General features: G+C 36.3%; 14 protein-coding genes and 2 tRNA genes. 8 read left to right on the top strand and 8 right to left on the bottom strand.

What is annotated here, in order from left to right; all coding sequences use genetic code 11:
- Positions 1 to 78 precede the first annotated feature (78 nt).
- Entirely contained in the window at positions 79 to 1,839 is a 1,761-nt protein-coding gene (argS, locus tag CHRYMOREF3P_RS10530) for an arginine--tRNA ligase (RefSeq protein WP_180564570.1), read from the top strand.
- A gap of 55 nt (positions 1,840 to 1,894) precedes the next feature.
- On the opposite strand, the gene CHRYMOREF3P_RS10525 is transcribed toward argS, so the two are convergent.
- From CHRYMOREF3P_RS10525 to ccoN, 5 genes are all read right to left on the bottom strand, one after another.
- Positions 1,895 to 2,854, bottom strand: a complete 960-nt coding sequence (locus CHRYMOREF3P_RS10525) for a YihY/virulence factor BrkB family protein (RefSeq protein WP_077418975.1) — start codon at positions 2,852 to 2,854, stop codon at positions 1,895 to 1,897.
- Between the two features lies 1 nt (position 2,855).
- Positions 2,856 to 5,183, bottom strand: a complete 2,328-nt coding sequence (locus CHRYMOREF3P_RS10520) for a BamA/TamA family outer membrane protein (RefSeq protein WP_180564569.1) — start codon at positions 5,181 to 5,183, stop codon at positions 2,856 to 2,858.
- Positions 5,183 to 10,210, bottom strand: a complete 5,028-nt coding sequence (locus CHRYMOREF3P_RS10515; RefSeq protein ID WP_180564568.1) for a translocation/assembly module TamB — start codon at positions 10,208 to 10,210, stop codon at positions 5,183 to 5,185. The genes CHRYMOREF3P_RS10520 and CHRYMOREF3P_RS10515 overlap by 1 nt, the downstream gene beginning before the upstream one ends.
- A gap of 290 nt (positions 10,211 to 10,500) precedes the next feature.
- A complete protein-coding gene (locus tag CHRYMOREF3P_RS10510) occupies positions 10,501 to 11,388 on the bottom strand; it encodes a cbb3-type cytochrome c oxidase N-terminal domain-containing protein (RefSeq protein WP_180564567.1) in 888 nt (295 codons plus the stop codon).
- A 19-nt stretch (positions 11,389 to 11,407) separates the two neighbouring features.
- Complete coding sequence (gene ccoN, locus CHRYMOREF3P_RS10505) at positions 11,408 to 13,687, bottom strand: cytochrome-c oxidase, cbb3-type subunit I (protein ID WP_077419359.1); 2,280 nt, start codon at positions 13,685 to 13,687, stop codon at positions 11,408 to 11,410.
- A gap of 184 nt (positions 13,688 to 13,871) precedes the next feature.
- On the opposite strand from ccoN, the gene CHRYMOREF3P_RS10500 reads away from it, so the two are divergent.
- The 6 genes from CHRYMOREF3P_RS10500 to CHRYMOREF3P_RS10475 all read left to right on the top strand — a co-directional run bounded on the left by CHRYMOREF3P_RS10500 (position 13,872) and on the right by CHRYMOREF3P_RS10475 (position 19,093).
- Positions 13,872 to 14,165, top strand: coding sequence for a helix-turn-helix domain-containing protein (locus tag CHRYMOREF3P_RS10500; RefSeq protein ID WP_180564566.1), 294 nt, complete (start codon positions 13,872 to 13,874; stop codon positions 14,163 to 14,165).
- Between the two features lie 289 nt (positions 14,166 to 14,454).
- Positions 14,455 to 14,751, top strand: a complete 297-nt coding sequence (locus CHRYMOREF3P_RS10495) for a hypothetical protein (RefSeq protein WP_180564565.1) — start codon at positions 14,455 to 14,457, stop codon at positions 14,749 to 14,751.
- A gap of 100 nt (positions 14,752 to 14,851) precedes the next feature.
- Positions 14,852 to 15,466, top strand: a complete 615-nt coding sequence (locus CHRYMOREF3P_RS10490) for a response regulator transcription factor (protein WP_180564564.1) — start codon at positions 14,852 to 14,854, stop codon at positions 15,464 to 15,466.
- Positions 15,467 to 15,641: 175 nt separating this feature from the next.
- On the top strand, positions 15,642 to 16,586 hold the full coding sequence (locus CHRYMOREF3P_RS10485; RefSeq protein WP_180564563.1) for a hypothetical protein: 945 nt from the start codon (positions 15,642 to 15,644) through the stop codon (positions 16,584 to 16,586).
- A gap of 200 nt (positions 16,587 to 16,786) precedes the next feature.
- Positions 16,787 to 18,205 (top strand): amino acid permease, encoded by a 1,419-nt coding sequence (locus tag CHRYMOREF3P_RS10480; RefSeq protein ID WP_180564562.1) that lies wholly within the window; start codon positions 16,787 to 16,789, stop codon positions 18,203 to 18,205.
- A gap of 255 nt (positions 18,206 to 18,460) precedes the next feature.
- The gene (locus tag CHRYMOREF3P_RS10475; protein WP_180564561.1) at positions 18,461 to 19,093 is read left to right on the top strand and encodes an HdeD family acid-resistance protein; all 633 of its coding nucleotides are present in this window, start codon (positions 18,461 to 18,463) and stop codon (positions 19,091 to 19,093) included.
- 55 nt (positions 19,094 to 19,148) lie between these two features.
- Here CHRYMOREF3P_RS10475 and CHRYMOREF3P_RS10470 read toward each other — a convergent pair whose 3' ends face one another.
- From CHRYMOREF3P_RS10470 to CHRYMOREF3P_RS10460, 3 genes are all read right to left on the bottom strand, one after another.
- Entirely contained in the window at positions 19,149 to 20,555 is a 1,407-nt protein-coding gene (locus tag CHRYMOREF3P_RS10470) for a hypothetical protein (RefSeq protein ID WP_180564560.1), read from the bottom strand.
- Positions 20,556 to 20,694: 139 nt separating this feature from the next.
- Positions 20,695 to 20,765 (bottom strand) — tRNA-Gln (locus tag CHRYMOREF3P_RS10465).
- Positions 20,766 to 20,909: 144 nt separating this feature from the next.
- Positions 20,910 to 20,980, bottom strand: a tRNA-Gln gene (locus tag CHRYMOREF3P_RS10460).
- A 99-nt stretch (positions 20,981 to 21,079) separates the two neighbouring features.
- Here CHRYMOREF3P_RS10460 and CHRYMOREF3P_RS10455 point away from each other — a divergent pair.
- On the top strand, positions 21,080 to 22,108 hold the full coding sequence (locus CHRYMOREF3P_RS10455) for an AMP-binding protein (protein WP_180564559.1): 1,029 nt from the start codon (positions 21,080 to 21,082) through the stop codon (positions 22,106 to 22,108).
- The last annotated feature ends 19 nt before the right edge of the window (positions 22,109 to 22,127 follow it).

The following is a 22,127-nucleotide window of genomic DNA, read 5'->3' as shown; positions in this document are numbered from 1 at the left end:
TATTTGTAGCTCAGATTTTAGGCGGGAATATACTGTAAGGATGTTTCAGCGATAAGCATTAAAAGAGAATTTAGAAACATGAATATTAAAGATATTATAGAAGAAAAACTTTCAGAAGTTATTTTAAATGTCTATCAGTTAAAAGACATCAAGCTGGAAGTTCAGGAAAATAAAACGGAATTTGAGGGTGATTTTACGATTGTTACTTTTCCGTTGGTGAAACAATTGAAAAAGAATCCCGAAAGTATCGGGGTTGAATTAGGTGAGGCTTTGACAGAGCAGACGGAAATTTTCGAAAGCTTTAATGTTGTAAAAGGGTTCCTTAATGTTAAGGTTAAAAACCAACTGTTTGTAGATAACTTCAGATCTGTAAGCAAAAATTTTTCTGTTATAGAAAAGAAAAATGCTACGGTAATGGTAGAATATTCTTCACCGAATACGAATAAACCTTTACACTTGGGACACATCAGAAATAACCTGTTAGGATTTTCTGTAGCTCAGATTTTAAAAGAAGCTGGGTATGATGTAATTAAAACTCAGATTATCAACGACCGAGGAATTCATATTTGTAAATCAATGCTGGCTTGGGAGAAATTCGGGAACGGAGAAACTCCTGCAACTACAAATACCAAAGGAGATAAATTTGTTGGTAACTATTACGTAGAATTTGACAAAAACTATAAAAAAGAAATTGCAGAGCTTGTAGAACAGGGAGCAGGAGAGGAGCAGGCTAAAAAGGATGCTCCGGTAATGAAAGAAGCGCAGAAAATGCTTCTGGATTGGGAAAATGGTGATGCAACTGTAAGAGCGCTTTGGGAAGAGATGAATTCATGGGTTTATAAAGGATTCAATGAAACTTATAAAAGACTGGGTGTTGACTTTGATCAGGTTCAATACGAAAGCAATACCTATATTTTAGGAAAAGATCTTATTCAGGCAGGATTAGATAAAGGAGTTCTGTATCAGAAAGAAGACGGTTCTGTTTGGTGTGACCTTACTGATGAAGGACTTGACCAGAAACTGTTGCTGCGTTCAGACGGTACATCAGTTTATATGACGCAGGACCTTGGAACAGCAGTAGAGCGTTTTAAACAAAACAATATTCAAAAGTTGATCTATACCGTAGGAAACGAGCAGGATTACCACTTCCAGGTTTTATTTAAAATCCTGAAAAAATTAGGATATGAATGGGCTGATCAGTTGTTCCACCTTTCTTACGGGATGGTAGAATTGCCTGAAGGTAAAATGAAATCCCGTGAAGGTACAGTAGTAGATGCAGACGATTTGATGCAGGAAATGTATGAAACAGCAAAATCTAAAGCTCAGGAATTAGGAAAATTAGAGACACTTTCTGAAGAAGATAAAGAAATATCTTATGAAACAGTAGGGTTGGGGGCATTAAAATATTTTATGCTTAAAGTAGATCCTAAGAAAAAAATGCTTTTCAATCCGGCAGAAAGTATTGATTTCAACGGAAATACAGGACCGTTTATTCAATATACCTATGCTCGTATTCAGTCATTATTGTCTAAAGCAGGTGCTTTACAAACAGAAACAGCTGATATTGAATTAAATCAATCCGAAAAGGAATTGATTATGCAGCTGACAAACTTTAAAACTGTAGTAGCCAAATCGGCGGAGACATTAAGTCCGGCTTTGGTTGCAAACTATGTTTATGATCTGGTAAAGGCCTACAACTCTTTCTATCAGAATAACCCAATTCTGAATCAGGAAGATGAAAATGTAAAACAATTCCGTTTGAATATTTCAGATATCACAGCGAAGACAATCAAAAAATCGTTGGAACTACTGGGAATCGGAACAGTAAACAGAATGTAAAAATAAAGCCTCCTGAAATTCGGGAGGCTTTTTTATTATATGTACATGGAATATTTTAGAATTGTTTTGAATCTGAAATTTCTGAAGTTTGCTGGTTGCTCATCTGCTTCAGACTATCCGCATATAGCTTAGCTGGAGTCCATCTTGCATGCTTGGAAAGAATGGCTTTATATCCTTTTTTGTAAGTATAAACTTTGGTGAATACGGCGCCAAAAAAGATCAGCATACAGGAATAGTTAATCCACATCATAATCAGGATAACCGTTCCGGCAGCACCAAAGGCTGAAGTAGGTTTCACCTGGTTAAAATAAAGACTTAATAAAAACTTTCCGAGGGTAAATAAAAGGGTCGTCAGAAATGCTCCTTTCCATACTGGCTTCCAGCTGATCAAAACATCAGGCAGCACTTTAAACATTAAAGCAAATAAAAGCATGACCAGGCCAAATCCTACAGCAAAATTCACAAACTCTACCAGCATATAGGTTTCAAAACCAAAATATCGGGTAATAATCTGATTGAAAAGGCTGATCAGAGAAGATAAAACCATAGTGATCATCAAAAGAAATCCCATAATAAGAATCATCCCCAAAGAATTGGCTCTATCCAGGAGAAATTTAATCAATGCCTTTTTGGGAGCTGCTTCTACTTCCCAAAGTGAATTTAATGAATGCTGGAGTTGAAAAAAGAGCGTAGTAGAACCGAAAACCAATGATCCGACTCCCACTGCTTTCATAAAAATATTTTTTTTGTCAATTAGAGCCCCTGCCAGCATACCTTCAATACTTTTAGCAACATCAGGGCCCATAATACCGCTGATCTGTGTGCTGATTTGTCCACGGATGGCTTCTTCACCAAAGAAATTTCCAAGTACCCAGATAATAATGATCAATAATCCCGGGATTGAAAAGATGGCATAATAAGCAAGACTTGCTGAATCTTTTGATGCAGTAGAATTGTTCCATTCTGTAAATGAGTCTTTCAGAACCTCCCAGAAAAATTTAGCATTTTTGATCATATTAAAAAGGATATCCAATGGCAATATTTAAAACAAGGTTATCTTTCCTCCAGTTTGAATCTCCGAAATTAATTTTATCGAAGGCCCATCTGTCTCCTTTTTCATAATAAGGAACTCTCAGTGGCATGGCCAGATCCAGTCTTAAAATCAGGATAGAAAAATCCAGTCTCAGACCCACTCCGGCTCCCACCGCAATTTCATTTAAAAAGTCTTTTGAAAATTTAGCTCCAGGTCTTGTAGGATCATCATGAAGCAGCCAGATATTTCCGGCATCTACAAAAACGGCAGCATTTAAAAATTTATAAAGATTAGCTCGGTATTCAGCATTTAATTCCAGCTTCACATCACCAGACTGATCAAAATAAGTTCCCGGATCTATTGTTCGCGGATCAAAACTTCCCGGTCCTAATGTTCTTGCACGGAATGCTCTGATACTGTTACTACCTCCTGAGAAAAACTGCTTGGAGAAAGGAATAAATTCTGAATTTCCATATGGATAAGCAATTCCTCCGATAAATCTCGTTGCCAATGAAGACTTTTCAGTAAACTTATGATAGAATCTTAAATCGTTTTCAATCTTTACATACTGACTGAAAGGAATACCGAATATTTTCTTTTCCTTGTCTTTTTTCACATCTGCTCCGGTAACCAAACCTGTAATATTTCCTGCCAGATCAAGTGTTCCTTTATAGTAAAAGGTATTGGTTCTTGGCAGCATGGTATTGGTGTAAGTATAAGAATAAGTAGGGCCAAAAATAAGCTGCTTGTCTACAACTCTTTTCATAGCAGGATTTCCATCGGATTTGACTTTATATTCTTCAGTAACATTGGCAGGAGAAACCAGAGTAATATCAATTACCTTCAGATCATGTTCTTTCCTTGCATTTTCCTTCCACACATATCCGAATGATCCGGTGAAATTATTAAGGGTATAATATTGTGTCCTGTTCTGGAATTCATAACCCAAAGTGATATTCGTTCTGGGAACAAATTCACTAGATGAGTGAAAACGGAATGGTGCTACAATTCTCGGGATAGAAAGCTGTACATTCGTTCCTGCACGGAAAATATTATTAGCATTCTGTGCACCTCCCATCTGGAAATCAAATGCTCCATAGATCGCTGCTTTAAATTGTTCTGCTCCCCGGAAAAAATTTCGGTGAGTCCAGTTCAGGTTGAGTTCACTACCTGCATAATTTGCAGAATTGGTTCTTCCTAAAGCTTCCAGACGAAGCGATTGGACTTGTCTTGGAGTTAATAAATAATACGCATCAAATTTATGACTCAATGAATCAGAAACAACGAACTCATTCTTTACAAATTTGAAAACACCCAGACTGATCAATCGGTTCAGGGTAAGATTATGATTGGAACGGTTGTAAAGATCTCCTTTTTTGAAATATAAAGCTCTGTCAAAAATCTTCGGCTTGAATTTATGCTGAGGGTCAATGACATAAATATCATCAAAAGCATATTTCGAAAGAGAATCTTTATTCATTGGGATACTGTACTTGCCATCCTTTACATCCTGAATGTTGTAATTGGGGAATACAATAACATTATCAATGCTGAACTGTTGAGTTGCTAAATCAGGGGTGTTGTCTTTCAGTTTTACATTAAGTTCAACCTTGTGATTTTTGCTCACCGTACTGTCGGCCTGTACAATAATATTATCAGGGTGGAAATAATAAAAACCTCTTTCTTTTAGTCTGTTATCAATCCTTTCTCTTTCTGCTTTGATAACATCCAGGTCAAATGGTCTTCCGTTTTTAAGAAGAGTTTTACCAGTAAGACTTTGAATTTCCTGATTGACCAGTGTAGAATCTTTCTGGAATTTTACTCCGTCAATCAGATATCTTGAACCCGGTCTTACGGTGTAAATGACCTGGGCTTTTTTATTCTTTGAAACCGTATCATAAGAAGCTTTAGCATTGAAATACCCTTTGTTTTCAGAATAATTTACAATAATGTCTTTATTGAATTCACGGTCAACATCTCCTAATAATACAGGTTTTTCACCCACTTTATATTTAAGCCAGTAATTAAAACCTTTATCTTTTTTAGGCTCTTTGGCTATATTATAAAAATACAGCTTGGGGCGCAATCCTAAAAATGTAGAATTGGGCTTTGGAGTAAGATTGGCTTCTAATACTGACTGAAGATCTTTTTTTTCTTTTTTAGAAATCGTATCATTTTCAATCTTTACTTTGGCTCCGGTGTAGAGCATCTGGCCTTCTTTTAAAAACCTTGTATTACTGCACGAAACCACAGTGGATGCCATTCCGGAAACCAACAGGTACTTACAATAGATATGGAACTTATTACTCATTATTTAAATTCTACCACTTGGTTATTTTGATTCTTTTTCTGCTTTTTCTCTTTAGATTTCTGGAAAATCTCCCGGAATTTGTCATAATCCAATGTAATAATGAATCCAACACCGGTTTCTATAATCTGCCCCTGAAGAGCAACCTGATATTCATCCTTACGGTACGCACGCAGCATATATCTTCCATCTTTGGAAAGACTGTAATCTACGGAAACATTACCTGCAATATTGGTCATATTTTCATTCTGACGAGCCTGCCCTTCCAGTCCAAAGTTACTTCCTACCGTTACTTTCAGTCGGTCATTCAATAATTTTTTACTGATATCTACATTCAGATCGGTTCGGGTATTTTTCTCCCCGCTGGAATAGTCTTCCGAAGAATCAAGACCAAAATTAAGATCTACTCCTTTGATCAGGCCTGCTGCAAGATTATTTAGCTGCTGGGAAAGAATTTTACTCACACTTTGTCTTGCCATCGTTTCTGCAGACATTCCGGCTCCGCTTTCAAATGGGTTTTCCCCGATAAAACGGTTCAGAAGTAATAATGCAAATACCTGTTTGTTCAGTTCAGACTCCTGAGTTCTGATCTGGGCAAGCTTCTGATCTACAACATCTTTTACATTCGTAGATACAGAATTATTTTTTTCATCGGTAGTAATATCAAAAGTAAGCTGAGGTTTCAATAATTCCCCTTTCATTTTTAATAATGCATTGAAAGGAACTCTTTGCTTAAACTGATTCAATGTTGAAGCACTTTCTCCGCTGATCTGCTGCTCTACAAGGTCAATAGGCGGAGCTTCTGTTTTATAGACAGCGGTAATATCCATTTGAGCCGTTGTAGGTTCACCTGTCCATGTGATGGTACTGCCTTTCTGGATATCAAATTTACGTTTCAGGAAACTTACAGAAAGATCATAACTTCCTTTTTCTACTTCATATACTCCTACCAGTGTCGTTTTTCCTGAAGGATCTATTCCGCCGGTTAATTCTGCTTCACCCTGAAGCTGTACAAAATCACCATTGGCTTTATCAATGATCAAAGATAGTTTTGCTTCTTTGCTGACTTCAATATTAACGCTTACATCCATCCCTTTGATACGGCTCTGTGCATTGAGAGAATCTGCTTTGATAGTCTTATTTAAAACCACCTGATCCTGATCTACAAATTCTACAATACCGTCTCTTTCCTGTAAAGAAGGGCTGGATTGAGGAAGAACAAAAGTAAAATCTGTGTTATCTGCCACGCTTAATCTACCGTCTACTTTTGGAAGATCAAGATTTCCACGGATATGAAGTCCGGCATCAATGGCCAAAACACCATACATCATCGCATCATTCGATTTCTCTGAATTGACCACTTTAAAATCTTTAGCATTGACATTAAGATTAAAGGCGAAATCTCTGTAGGTCTGCGTCAGAACCTGTCCGTCTACAACAAGGGCATTTCCGTCTTTATCTTTGATTTTAAATTTATCAAATTCGATTCCCCGGTTCGTAAAATCTATTTCATCACTCAGATGTCTGAAATCACTTCCTGTTTTTGCAATTTCTAGTCCGGCATCATTGAATTTTACTTTCCCTAAAATATTAGGTTTATCGGTAGTTCCGGTAATTTTTAAATTTCCTGAAAGATAACCTTCGGTATTGGTGATGGCATTCATAGAAAACCCTTGAATACTCTTCATCTGAAGCTGATTGATCGCCATATTCAGATCGAAAGTACTGGAAGACGTATTATAATCACCAAGGATTTTTACATCATTATTATTTCCGGAAAGCGCAATATCAGCATTTAAAACCTTCGGTGAAGCATTGTTTATTTTTACAGCAAGATTTCCTACAGGGCTTCCATAGACAATTAAATCTGAAATATTCAGATCAGAAGTGAAGGTCATATTTTTAGTAACATCACGAAGCTGTGCTGTCCCATTAATAGTTCCTCTTGCCAGAACAGTATCTTTTTTAATAAGTTCCGTAATGGTTTCAATCTTAAAATCTTTCAACGAAATGTTCAAAGGACTGCTTGGGCTATTGGTTTCAGACTGAACAGCAATTTCACTGTTTCCATTGGACAAAATGAAATTGTCAGCCAGAATTCCTTTGCTGCTGATCTGGATTTTGTTGTTTTCTGCAACGTTCCAATCTGTATAATTGAGCTTTAATCCGTTCGGGTTCAGAGAAATTTCTGTAATATCATTCAATGATTTTGCATTTCCTGCAATCAGGAATTGAGTAGCATCTTTCTCATCTTTAGTTGTAACATTGTATCGGATGGTATTGTCCGCAACATCTCCATCAATATTAATTTTGTTTAAAGAAAAACTCGAACTTTTCAATGCTGCGACATTCAGACTGTATTGTAATGCCTGATTTTCATTGGTGACTTTCAATGTTCCTTTTTCAATGGTGTTTTCACCATACAATAATCGGGGAATCTGTCCGTCAATTTCAATTTTTTGAGAATCCGCATCATAGTTTCCTGCCAGATTGATGGTTTCAAAATCTTTCAGATCCGGAACAAACTTTCTGATAAGGTCATCGTTTTTGATTTTGGCTGTAAAAGTAAAATGCTGCCCCGGATCTATTTTCTGGCTTTTATCCGGCTTCTGGAACTGATAATACTGATTGACAGTTTGCGTTAGAGCTCCAAAAATCTGGGTAAGTTTATATTTACCTTTCAGTTCCAAATCTGCCACCTGAGAATTGAAAATAATCTGGGTTGAGTCCTGAGTAGATGAAGCCTTCAGGTTCACTTCCTGTACCGGATAGACTTCTTTGGTGTCTGAGAATGCAAAATCTTTAAGGTTTAAATACCCATTCAGATTATTCGGATCAAGACTTGTGAAATCACCATCAATTTTTCCGGCAATAATCATCGGTTTTTCATAGAAGCCAAGTTTGTTGACATCCAGTTTGATGACTTCTCCATTCACTTTTACCGTAGGATTTTTTTCATCATACACTCCGGACGCGGTCAGCTGTAAACTGGCATTCGGATCTTTTGAATCCAGAATAACATGATAAGCCCCTTTGTTGATCTTACCGGTAAGATTCATGTTTTGATAACGGTATCCTTTGTACACCGCAGAAGCAACATGTCCCTTCAGATCTGCATTGGCATTTTTAAAATCAAAACTCTCACCTTTCGCTGCAATCTGTGCGGTGACAGGACCAATATCTTTATTCCGAATAATTTTTCCTACCTGTATACCCTGAAGATTTGCTTTTATATCATATAATTCATGATTTTTCTTACGCATATCTACTTGTGCGATTACGGCCGCATTTCCGAGCGTGGAGTAGAGGTTCAGATCTGTATTCACCACTTTGGTCGTTCCTTTTGCATTTCCTTTGATGCTGAAATGGGAAGGAAGGGAAATATTGGAAGGAATTGTATTTTTCGGGACAAGATTGAATATTGTTTTGGCACTGGAAGAAAATTCTCCAATTCTCAGATCGTAATACAACTGATCAGGATTCATCGCATTTTTAATTTTCCCGGATGCCATTACCCTCAGTTGATCCAGCCCTGAAACTTTAAGATCCTGAATTAAAAGATCATTCACGCTTCCTTTTACATTAGCGTTTACATTTAAAACAGCGTTCGGATATTTATTAAATGGAACTGTATTTCTCAAAGTAGGAACCAGATTCAGAATGTCAGAGAATCCTATTTTTGAATCTTTAATGTTGGCTGAGATCTTTACAGCACCAAGATTTGAGCTTAGTTGGTCTATGGAGTTATAGTTTAAAATAACCTCATCACGCAATATTGTTTTTGGGGTTTGAAGGTAAAGATCTTTGAGGTAAGCCTCCTTTTCTGCATATACGAAATCTGTATTGAATTTCTGAATATCCAGTCCTCTCCCTTCTTTGATTTCTGCAGAATTCACTGTGCCTGCAAAAGTATTATTCTCCATTTTGAAGCTTCTTACTTCCACATTCATTTTTGAAAAATTAAGGTGGTTGAAGTCCATTCCCTGTTTGGTAGGAGAAATAGCAGTGTTGTTATAATTTGCCTTTACATCATTCAAAACAAGTTTTCCTAAAAGAAGTTTCATGGCCTTATTCTGATCGGAAGCTTTGGAAACCTCGGGTTCCTGTGTTTTTTTCGGATTGGCATTCTGAGCGGGAAGATAAAGGTTGGCATTAATATCCGCACCGGAAAGAAATACATTCGCTACGTTGTAGGCATTGTTTTCAAGATCCAGTTTATTGACCTTGGTGCTCAGTTCTTTGAATATAACTTTTGCAAATGTTTTGGTATTTTCATCACCATAGTCAATGTCGAAATGAGTAAGCTTAATACCTCTCAATCCAATATTCATTGGTTTTTTTTCATTGAGGGAGTCTACTTTTTTTTCAACCTTTTGGGCAACTTCTTCTACAAGCCCCTGTTTTAGCCTTAATTTTAATCCGTCAAGATTAATATCATTAACAGCGTAATTGTTTTTATTAAGATCAAAAGTTTTTACCCTGGTATCAAACGACTTAAAATATAGTTTAATATCATTCCTGGATTGTTGGTCATTGAAGGTTACCCCAATATCTTTTAAATTGATTTTATCAAGAGAAATAATGAATGGTTTGGAAGAACTTTCTTCTTTGTCGCTGGTTGCGAAGGCATCAATGATATAATCGAAATTGAATTTGCCATCCGGTTTCCGTACGACGTTAGCACGGGCTCCTTCCATGCTGACTGAAGTAATATCTGCTGTAGAATTGAGAAGCTTCAGCATATGTAAACCCACATCCAGTTTCTTCACCGCAAGAAGGGTATCTACATCCTGTCCTTTGAGATAGAGATTTTCCATCACCAGGCTATTGGGAAATCCAATGTAGACTTTTTCAAGGCTTACTTTGGTTTTGATTTTTTTCTCAAGGTAAACAATAAGCTTGTCTTTAATGAAGTTTTGAACGGCAGGAAGCCTTAAGCTTAATATCAACAGGGTAAGAAAAACCAATATTGAAATAAAGGTTATTACAATACGCCTTAAAATTTTTGTGGTGTTGATTTTCAGTTTCAAATGCGAGGTGGTTTCTAACAAAGATAATAATACTATTTTACTTAGTCTTTGTTGTGGTATCCTTTGCAAATGCAAAAATCCTGCCTTGGCTGTCTTATTATGGAATTTTTAGTTTGTAGTTGTCAAGTGAATAGTTGAGTAAGACAAGCTAAGGCATGGATATTTATTTTAAAAAGGCCCCCTTTATATCATTTTTAATGTTGAAAAGGTTAGTTAGCAAAAATGAAATTCAAATGTTAGTGTAGTTGTAAAGGGGGCCTGGCATGGTTTATATGATAGATAATAATTTTTTAGTTGTTTCCGTTTTCCCATTTCACCTCTTCTCCCTGTGGAGCGGCACCACCTTGTGCGGCGGTAATAGGAGCGGTTTCCTGGTTGATATGGTAAATGTAAGCGGCAATTTTTTCGGCATCTCTTCCTGTGATAGTTCCTTCCTTGATGAAAGGTCTCATGGTAGGATTGTTTGGAGAACCGTTTTCAAGCATCCAGAATACATTTTTAAACAGGCTTTTTTCTTTCATGTTGATCCAGTGCGTATCGGTAAGGTTAGGACCTATTCCTCCTTTTCCCCCGTCTCCATGACAGGTAACACAATTCGTTTTGAAAAGTTCTTGGCCTTCTGCTATATTATCAGCACTGTACTTTGCGGATTCCAGATTGATCTGAGGAGCTGTTTTTTCATACTCTTCAATAGAAGTCAACATGGTTTTTGCTTCTTTGGTATATTCCACTTCCGGATGGGCATAATCTGTGAAAGAAAAAGCTACCAGATAAACTACACAGAAGATACATCCGAACCAGAACAGGCCAATCCACCATTTTGGGAGCGAGTTGTCAAGCTCTGTAATTCCGTCAAAACCATGGTCGATAAGGATATCCTTTTCTTCTGTAACGGATTGTTTTTTGAAGGCAGAGTTCCATAATTTCTGATAATAAGGCACATTCTTCTCTGCCAGATATTGTTTTTTCTCTTCCTCTGATAATCTGTTGAAGTTTTCATTTTCCACCAGATCTCCAATAGAATTCATGATCAGCAGGAGGATAATGGCGATTAATATCAGCGCCCAGAAAAAAGGAGAAGAAAAATATCCTGAATCACTGGCGAACATTTCAAAGGCCATGATCGTTAAACCTATCGTTGCTGCGATATATACTGAAATGGGGGTTCTCGTTTTCATTGCAATTCAATTTTAAATGTTACTCTACGCTGGCGGTTTGTACCTGTGTTGTTTTAATATCCGTACCTAATCTTTGCAGGTAAGCAATCATAGCTACAATTTCTCTCTGTTCAAGCGGCACATAGGCAGTTCCTTTTGCTGTTTTTTCTTTTATCATCTGATCTTTTACATCCGTTGCTTCAGAGTAGATTCTCTGTACAATTGCTTTTGATTGGTTGTCTGCCCATTGGTTGGCAGAATCTATCTGGGCTTTTGTATAAGGAACATCGAAAGCGTTTTTCATCAGTTTCATTTTATCCACCATCTGATCGCGGTCCAGTTTATTGGTGATCAGCCATGGGAAACGAGGCATGATAGAACCTGCAGATGTAATTCTTGGGTTGTACATATGTTTGAAGTGCCATGAGTCTGGGTTTCTTCCTCCTTCTCTGTGAAGATCCGGTCCTGTTCTTTTAGATCCCCATAAAAAAGGTCTGTCATAAATAAATTCTCCGGCTTTGGAATACTGTCCGTTTTTTCCTTCAAATCTTACCACTTCATCACGGAAAGGTCTGATCATCTGAGAGTGGCATGAATTACAGCCTTCACGGATATAAAGATCTCTTCCTTCCAGTTCCAGTGGTGTATATGGTTTTACTGCCGTGATCGTCGGAACACTTTGCTTCAGTGAGAGTGTCGGAACAATTTCCACCAATCCACCAATTGCTATCGTGATAAAAGCTAATATAGAAAGGAGAGTAGGGGTTCTTTCCAACCACAGGTGTACTCCTTCACCTTCTTTTCTTGAAGTACCAATGTTGGCCAGTGCAGGAGCCTCCGCAGGAACCTCTTTCTGGAATGAACCGGCTTTAACAGTTTTGATAACGTTGATGACCATTAAGATTGCTCCGGACAGATAGAGAATACCTCCTAAGAATCTCATTTTAAAGTAAGGAATGATCGCGGTAACGGTATCCAGCCAGTTTTTCCATAATAATGTTCCGTCCGGATTGAACTGTTTCCACATCAGTCCCTGTGTGAATCCTGAAATATACATAGGCACGGCATAGAAGATAATTCCTAATGTTCCCAGCCAGAAGTGCCAGTTGGCCAGTTTTTTAGACCAAAGAGACGTTCTCCACATGATCGGAACCAGATAATATACTACTCCGAATGCCATGAAACCATTCCATCCAAGAGCTCCTAAATGTACGTGACCAATAACCCAGTCGGTATAGTGACCAATTTTATTTAATGATTTTGTTGCCAATAAAGGCCCTTCAAAAGTAGCCATACCATAACAGGTAATAGCAACTACAAAGAATTTCAGAATTGGATTTTCTCTTACTTTATCCCATGCACCTCTCAGAGTAAGAAGGCCATTTAGCATTCCTCCCCAAGACGGTGCAATAAGCATGATAGAGAATCCTGTTCCTACAGCCTGAGCCCAGGCAGGTAAAGCTGTATATTGCAGGTGGTGAGGCCCGGCCCAAAGGTATACAAAGATCAGCGACCAGAAGTGAATAATGGATAGTTTGTATGAGAATACCGGTCGTTGTGCTGCTTTTGGCATAAAGTAATACATCAGACCTAATACAGGGGTAGTTAATACAAATGCTACTGCATTGTGCCCATACCACCATTGTACTAATGCATCTTTTACACCTGCATATACAGAATAAGATTTCCAGCTTGTGAAAGATAGCGGAACTTCCAGATTATTGAAGATATGGAGCATTGCTACGGCAATCCAGGTTGCCAGATAGAACCAGATGGCTACATACAAATGTCTCACTCTTCTCTTGGCAATAGTTCCGAACATATTGATCCCAAAAACGATCCATGAGAATGCAATTAAAATGTCAATAGGCCATTCATGTTCAGCATATTCTTTAGAAGTATTGATTCCCATAAGGAAAGTAATCACTACACTCACAATCATCAACTGCCATGACCAGAAGTGAATCCATGAAAGTGTATCACTATACATTCTGGTTTTAAGAAGCCTTTGCATACTGTAGTAAGCACCACAGAAAAAGGAGTTACACACGAAAGCAAAAATTACAGCACTTGTATGAAGCATTCTGATTCTTCCGAAGCCCATTGCTCCCTGAGTATTAATCAGCCCCTGAATATTGCCTGAAGCCAAGCTTTTAATAGTTGTATCATCCGTACCGAATAAAAATTCAGGTAATTCAGGATAAAAAAGCATCAATGCAGCTGTAAGCCCCAGCAGAAATCCGACAAGTCCGAATGCGATAGTCGCATAGAGGAATGCTCTGACAATATTATTGTCATAATTAAATTTTTGCGTCTCCATAAATTCCAATAGTGTTTACCGAAGTGATATTTTCTCTGAAAAAAGGCTTATTTTTGACTCTTTTCTATGTTGAAAATAAATATCATGTAACGTGTATAATGTTTTGCCAAAGGTATTTATTAACTTTGTTAGAGGCTATTAGATAATCTTCTAAAATATACCGAAAACTACTAAAACAAAAACGATGAAAGTATGTGGACAAAATATCAGGAAAATACGGAGGAGTAAAGACTTTACGCAGGAATACATGGCTTTTGAAATGGGGATTTCCCAGAAGGCTTATTCCGATATTGAGAATTCCAAGGTAAAGATCAACCTGGAGATACTGAATAAAATATCAACTATTTTAGACATCAAGCCATCTGATATCTGCAGCATTTCGCATAAATGTGGAATAGATGCGTATGAAGATAAATATCAGGATCTTTTGGAATACATGAAAAAAAATAATATTTCTATTCCGGAAGAGTTTTTATAAGTTTCAAACCTTTCACTATTATATTACCTTGTAGTCAGTATAAACAAAGATCTCCTTCAGCTATTGAAAGAGATCATATTTTTTTTGTCAAAAAAGGACTGTGTTTCTAGTGTGCCTGAAGATCATGGCATTGATGGGGAACAAGTATTAGTTTCTTTAAATTTATTATAATCAATATGTTATTTATAAATAATTATGTAGAAAAAATTCACATAATTGTGGATGAATATTTACAGTATATTTAATTTTCTATAATATATTTGTCATAAATATAATGTTAGCCCACTGAATGAAGCTTCTTTACTTTATTTCACTCTTGTTTTTTCTATGTATCCACGGGCAAAGCTATACTACCCAATGGTATAACATGGATAATGGCCTGCCTCAAAACAGCATCAAGGACATTGTAAAAGATAAATACGGTTTCATTTGGCTGTCTATGGAAGGCCGGGTTTTACGATATGACGGAAGTAATTCTGTAGAATACAAATATTTTAAGCTTAAAAATTTAAGCTTTGGTGATTATTTCAGGCTTTTTAAGAAAAAAGAAAATGATGAGCATATGAATTCAAAAACTATGGTTTAGGTTTTCATATGGTTGTTTAGCTGTTGATGAATATTAATTCTGAAATGACTTTTCATCAAAATATCTCGAAAGAAACTCTCATTAAAATCCTTATTAAAATATGACAAAAAAAATACTCATTGCAGATGACCATCATGTGGTAAGAATCGGGACAGCTATTATCTTGGAGAAAAATTTTAATTATTTTGAGATTGATTTTGCCGAAACCTATGGAGAAGCAAAACAGAAAATTGAATCTGAAAAATATGACCTCATTATTCTTGATATTGAATTTCCAGATAGTATTCTCAAATCTATGGTCAAAGAGATAAAAAATATTTCTGAAGAAAGTCTTATCTTAATATTTACTTCCTACAAAGAAAACATTGCCTTGCAATACATTGAAGAAGGAGCGAACGGGTTCATGAATAAGCAGAGTGATCCGGAGCATTTTGTGAAAGCTGTTGAGGCTGTTTTTAAAGATGGATATTATTATACACCGGAGATTATGAATGAAATGCTGAAAGGGAATGAAAAGAAAAAAGCAGTAGAGAGTTTATCAGAAAGAGAACTGCAGGTTTTTAATCTTTTAGCTAAAGGAAACGGAAATCTTGAAATTGCGAATGCCCTTAATATTGAAGAATCTACTGTAGGAACCTACAAAAGAAGAATCTATCAGAAACTGAAGATTACCAATCTGATTGAATTGTTTGAGATTTATAAACAAATACATTAATGTCTCATCTGCTCTTGTCATAAAACCACTACAATTGTGTGGAAAAATACGTACAGAATCTGTTCTTTATTTATTCGTTTTTCGCAGTAGGTTCGTATTGCGAAACTTCCATTAAATAATTAAAGGTATTGGATGAAATTCCGAACCTTTTAGATTCTAAAAATATGTATTGTTTATGAAAAAAAAGATACTTTTCATTGTCTTATTGGCAGGTTTAAATTGTATTTCGGTAAATGCCCAGGTAGGAAGTGTAGGAATTAATACTGCAAATCCCGGCAGTACCCTGACTGTGAATGGCTCATTTGCTGCAACCTACAAAACGGTTACTGTAAGTGGAGCTGTAGGAGCCAATGATTACTATATCGCCTATAACGGAACTGCTGATGGAACGTTAACTTTACCGGCAGCCATCAATGGAGCAGGTAATTTTGCAGGGCGTACCTATCACTTTAAAAATACGGGCGGAAAAATACTTACCGTTTCAGCCAATGGTTCTGAACTGATTGATGATCAGAATGGAACTGGCCTGGGTGTTCCTTCTATTACAGTTCCTCCTGGATATTATGCATTTCTGGTAAGTAAAGGAACAACTACCGGTGCAACATGGGAACTGGTATTGGTTTCAAGTTCAAACAGCGTTCCTTCAGCAGAATCTACCTATCCTTTTTCAGCAGTGTCTACTACCCAAAGACAAAGCTGTAATGCAACTCCTACTCCCTCTGATCCATGGATACAAACAGCTATTGTTTATCCTCAAGGAACAGTTATTAATAAAGGAAATGTGCTTAATACCTCTACAGGTGCATTTAAGGCACCCAATGATGGGTATTATGTGATTCAAGGATCTACACAGTTTGACAATGGAAGTGTAGCTGGAAATCCAAACTTTACATGGACTGTGTTATATCTTGTAAAAAATTATGTTCCCGGTAATGGCGGAAGTGTATTAGTCCAATCCTATCAACCTACTGTAACGAGGGTTTTTGGTTCAAGCATTTCATGCATGACTTATCTTAGTGCAGGGGAAACAGTAAGCATGGCTTCTGTAGCCGGTGTATCTTCCGGTAACAAGTACGAAGTGGTGACAAGTACCATGTTTGGATATAAAATAGCGAATTAATATTATATTGATACTGTGGAAAGCGGCCTTAATCCGATAGATTAAGACCGCTTTTGTAATTATATTTAAAATTTTACAGGCAGGGGTCTAAGTAGAAAGGGGCTTTCCGGTTTGAGGAATCCTGAATTGTCAATTTACCCCATGGAATGTGAATTTCTCTGAAAAGTTTTTATATATTTAGCGACCGAATAATTCATTCAATGAGCAACGAAAATAAAACAGGAGAAAAGGAGACTTTAGTTAGAGGATTAACAAATCGACATATACAATTAATTGCCCTTGGAGGTGCCATAGGAACCGGGCTGTTTCTGGGAATCGGGCCGGCTGCAGTACTGGCAGGACCTTCAGTAATTTTAGGCTATGCTTTAGCCGGAATTATTGCCTTTTTTATTATGCGTCAGCTTGGTGAAATGGTTGTTCAGGAACCCGTATCAGGAAGTTTTAGCCACTTTGCCTACAAATATTGGGGAAATTTCCCAGGATTTGCTTCCGGATGGAACTATTGGATTCTCTATATCCTGGTAAGTATGGCCGAGCTAACGGCAATAGGGCATTATATTCACTTTTGGTGGCCGGAAATACCGCTCTGGGTTTCCAGTTTATTCTTTTTTATTGTGATCAATGCGCTTAATCTCGCTTCCGTAAAGGTGTACGGAGAAACAGAGTTTTGGTTTTCCATCATCAAAGTCGTAGCTATTATTGCCATGATTATCTTCGGAGTATACCTTTTGATAAGCGGTACAGGAGGAGAAAAAGCAACCATCACCAATTTATGGAACGATGGCGGATTCTTTCCGAAAGGATTATTTAATAAAACAGAAAACGGGTATTCAGGATTATTTGCTGCAATGGCCATGATCATGTTCTCTTTCGGTGGATTGGAACTTATCGGAATTACTGCGGCAGAAGCTAAAAATCCAGAGAAAACCATTCCACAGGCTACCAACCAGGTAATCTATAGAATCCTTATTTTTTATGTAGGAGCTTTGGTGATTTTATTTTCATTAAGTCCCTGGAGAGATATTACAGAAGGATCCAGCCCGTTTGTGATGGTGTTTCAAAATCTAAATGGTCTTGAATTCAGTATTTTTGGTAAGGTAATTCAGTTCAATACATTGATTGCAAATGTTCTTAATCTGATTGTTTTAACAGCGGCTTTATCAGTATATAACAGTAGTGTTTACAGTAACAGCAGAATGCTTTTCGGACTGGCTCAGCAGGGAAATGCTCCGAAATTCCTGAAAAAACTGAATAAAAACTCTGTTCCTATCAACGCTATTCTTATTTCATCATGCTTTGCCGGGATATGTATTATCATTAATAAACTAGTGCCGGAAAAAGCTTTTGAATACTTAATGGCTTTAGTAGTATCTACTTTGATCATCAACTGGCTGATGATATGCTACACCCATTTAAAATTTAAAAAATCAATAAATGCATCAGGAATTCTTTCAAAATTCCCATCTATATTTTATCCAATATCCAATTATATCTGTATTGCCTTTTTGGTTCTTATATTAGGATTGATGAGTATTACAGGAATGGAAATTCAGGTTATTCTGATCCCGGTATGGATTGGCTTTTTGTTTGTTATGTACAAATTGTACAAACCGAAGTAATAATATAAAACAGACTTAAACATGTTTTGGAAAGGTGAAAATTATTTAGTTTTCACCTTTTTGTTTCTGTATCTGATAGAATGAAGTGTTTTTTTTGTGGGAACAATTCACACAATCTGGTATGTTCTACGGTTATTTTTTTGTACATTAGTAAGAGGTTATATTTCAAATTCAGGTGAAATTTTAATCTGTTTGAAATACCTGCGGACAAGCCGAACCCGTTTCAAAAAGTAGGCAGAACTAAAAAAGACACCTATGGCTAATTTATTTCAAACTCTTACCAACACTGTAAAACATTGGTATATTCCATTAATCTTCGGAATTCTTTTCCTGATCTGTGGTTTTTATGTATTCAGTGTACCGCTTGCAACCTATGTTACACTTTCTATTTTCTTTAGTGTTTCATTCTTATTTTCAGGAATTACTGAAATATTCTTTTCCTTACAGAACAGTAAGTCCTTACAGGGCTGGGGCTGGTTTCTGGTAAGTGGATTATTAACGACAGCAATAGGAGTTTATCTTATCGCAAATCCTCAGATTTCAATGACAGTACTTCCGTTTGTCATAGGATTTACTTTACTGTTTCGCTCCTTTCAGTTGTTGGGCTTTGCTTTCGACCTGAAAAGTATGAGAATAATGAGTTGGGGAAATGTAGCCCTTGCAAGCGTCGGAGGAATTATCTTTTCCCTGTTGCTGATATTTAATCCTGTGTTTACAGGATTTTCATTAGTTACCCTTACAGGTGTTTCTTTTATTTTTATGGGAATAGCCTCCATTATGCTGGCTCTGGATTTAAGAAAAGTCAAAAAGATTCCAGGGAAAATAAGCCAGGAATTAAGAGACAGAATCAAATCTATACAGGAAGAGATTGATGATCTTAAAAAATAAATAAGTGTAGTATTTACCAATATAAAAGGCCTTTTGAAAGGTCTTTTTTTTATTTTTAAAATGATAAAACTGAATTCACATTATTCCCGTTCCAGATATAAATAAGATTAAAAGGATCAGCCAGATAAAATACATCATCAACGAGAAATTTATACTCATGTCTGCCTTTCGGGACTTCAACCTCCGCGTACCAGTATCCTTTTTGCTTCTCAAGAACAATTGGTTCTTTTAGCCATTGGGTAAAACTTCCGATAAGTTTTACATTATGAGCACCCGGCCAGGCATTGATTTTAAAAATAACCTTTCGGGAATTTCTTTTTCCATACAAATTCGCCAGATAATCATCCGGAGAATCCTTAAGTACAGAGCGAAAGTATTTCTGTGATTGTATAGAATCTCCTTTATATTGATAAGCGATGGCAAGCCAGTCATTAATCAGTATGCTTTTACCCGTTCTCTTTTTCAGGTTTTCAATAAATGTGATGGCATCATCGGTTTTATCTGTTCGGAGAAGATCTGCTCCAAAATAAATAGCATCATTATTTTTTAAATTATAAACCTCCGATGAATTTTTAAATAAAGAATTGTAAAGCCGAATAGTTTCGTCCATTCCTTTATTCTGATAAATGGAACTTAAAAAGGTTCTGATATTTTTTGGAAAATATTCCGTAATGTCTGAAGAGTGTTTTCCTTTTTTCAGCTCTTTAGCCAATTTGAATCTGACAGGCGTGGTAAAATCTCCCTTTAAATAAAGCATCATTTCCTGCTTTTTCAGATTAATGGTCATTGAGTAGTTGGTTGTAACGTCTCCAGGTTCTCTTTGTACAGTTTCTGCAAGAATATAGGTAATTTTCTTTTCAGTAAAAGAATGAAACTGGGCCAGAAGATCTGTGGATGTTTCTCTTCTCCAGCAGGCTTCCTGATGTCCGTTAGCAATGCAGTAATTAGTCAGTGAAAAATTTTGGGTTGTTTTAGTAACAATATAATTACCATGGATGGTAGCGTAATCTCCTGAAGAATCAGCTATGAATAATTGAGCTCCTGAAAGCTTTAATAAATTATAAGGAGCAATAAGTTGAAGAGCTTCTTTTACACTTTTGCATTTTTTCAGAATATCATTTACTACCTCCTGTTCTCTGTTTATTTTGGATAAATTAACGATTACAGGAATATCATCAATTGCGGTATAATCTAAAAAAAGACCGTGTTCATTCATTCCTCCCTGAGGATATTGCCACATGATATCATTATATCCGTCATGTTTTTCAGACCACAGCATATATCCACATGATTTTTCTTCTCTGGGAATATACCAGAATCTGTATTTCATATCAGGACTCTCATCCTCATTATTACCTATCCATACATTTTTACCGTCATTGGCTAAAAAAATAGTACAGGCATTTAATGGAATGAAAGTACCTACTATCAAAAGGCAGATATATATTGTTTTGGTTTTCATTACTTTAAAGATAGTTTTTTTTGATAGATGCCTGACAACCTTGTTGTTATTTTTTATAATAAAAGAAGCTGATTACCCATTTTAAAATTTTAGAAAGTAGAATAAAAAACAAAAACCATCCTTAAAAAAGGATGGTTTGTAGACCCACAGGGATTCGAACCCCGACTGACGGTACCAAAAACCGGAGTGCTACCGTTACACTATAGGTCTGCTTTATTTTTGATGTTGCAAATTTATATATTTTTTTCTTATTTGCAAATATCTTCTTTCAATTTTCTACTGTTTACCTAAAAAAAATAGATTTTTAATCAAGTAGGATAAAAACAAAAACCATCCTTAAAGAAGGATGGTTTGTAGACCCACAGGGATTCGAACCCCGAATGACGGTACCAAAAACCGGAGTGTTACCGTTACACTATAGGTCTGTTTTATTTTGGTGGTGCAAATTTACAGCTTTTTTCTTTACATACAAGAACTTTTTGATTTTTTTTTTAAATTTACTGTGGATTTTATTTACGGAAAATATGCTGATAGACTTCAATAATCTCAATATTAATAAATTATCATTCCATACGGAGTTTGAAAAAAAAGTGAAAATTTTTCTGAAAGAATGGTTTTCAGAAAAAAGTGGAGTAAATGTCCAGACTTCAGGCTCTACAGGAGTGCCAAAAATCTTTGAAATCGAAAAAAAGAAAATGATCAATTCAGCGGTGATGACATGTGACTTTTTGGGATTAAAAAAAAGAGATACTGCATTACTCTGCCTGCCTGTAGAATATATCTCGGGAAAAATGATGATTGTGCGATCTATAGAAAGAGGATTGAAGTTAAGAATTGCCGGACCTTCCCTAAAACCTGTTGAAAACTTGAATGAAGAAATAGATTTTTGTGCGATGACTCCGCTTCAGGTAGAAAATTCACTGGAGAAACTTCATCTGATTAAAAATCTGATCATTGGTGGTGCCGCCGTTTCAGAAAGTCTGAAAAATAAAATTCTACAGATGAACCTTAGTTCTTCAACCCGTATTTTTGAAACCTATGGAATGTCTGAAACCCTTTCCCATATTGGTTTAAAACAACTGATGCCGGAACAGGAAGACTATTTCACGGTTTTTGAAAATGTATCCATCTCTTTAGATGCAAGGGAATGTCTGAAAATCTATGCACCGAATTTAAATGCTGAAGAATTGCAAACTAATGATTTAGTTGATATTAGGAATGGAAAACAATTTAAATTTCTAGGAAGAATTGATAACGTGATCAACTCAGGAGGAGCAAAAATTTTTCCGGAAACTCTTGAAGCTTTGATAAAAAAAGAAATTCCGAATGAAGCTGTATTTATTGGCTTGCCGGATGAAAGTTTGGGTCAGAAATTGATATTGATTATAGAAGGGAATGAATCAGATGAGGTGATAAAGAAAATTTCAGAAATACCGTTTGAAAAGAATTTCCACAAACCAAAAGAAATTATTTTTATCAATGAAATTCCGCGCACACCCAACGGGAAAGTAAACAGATTAGAACTATATAAAAGTTTAAATGTAAATTTATAGTCTTGGCTCTTGATTCTAG

Origin of the sequence: Chryseobacterium sp. JV274 (genome assembly GCF_903969135.1) — a bacterium.
Taxonomy (GTDB): Bacteria; Bacteroidota; Bacteroidia; order Flavobacteriales; family Weeksellaceae; genus Chryseobacterium.
The sequence above is the reverse complement of the archived record's forward strand: the minus strand, read 5'-3'. Positions and strand labels throughout refer to the sequence as shown.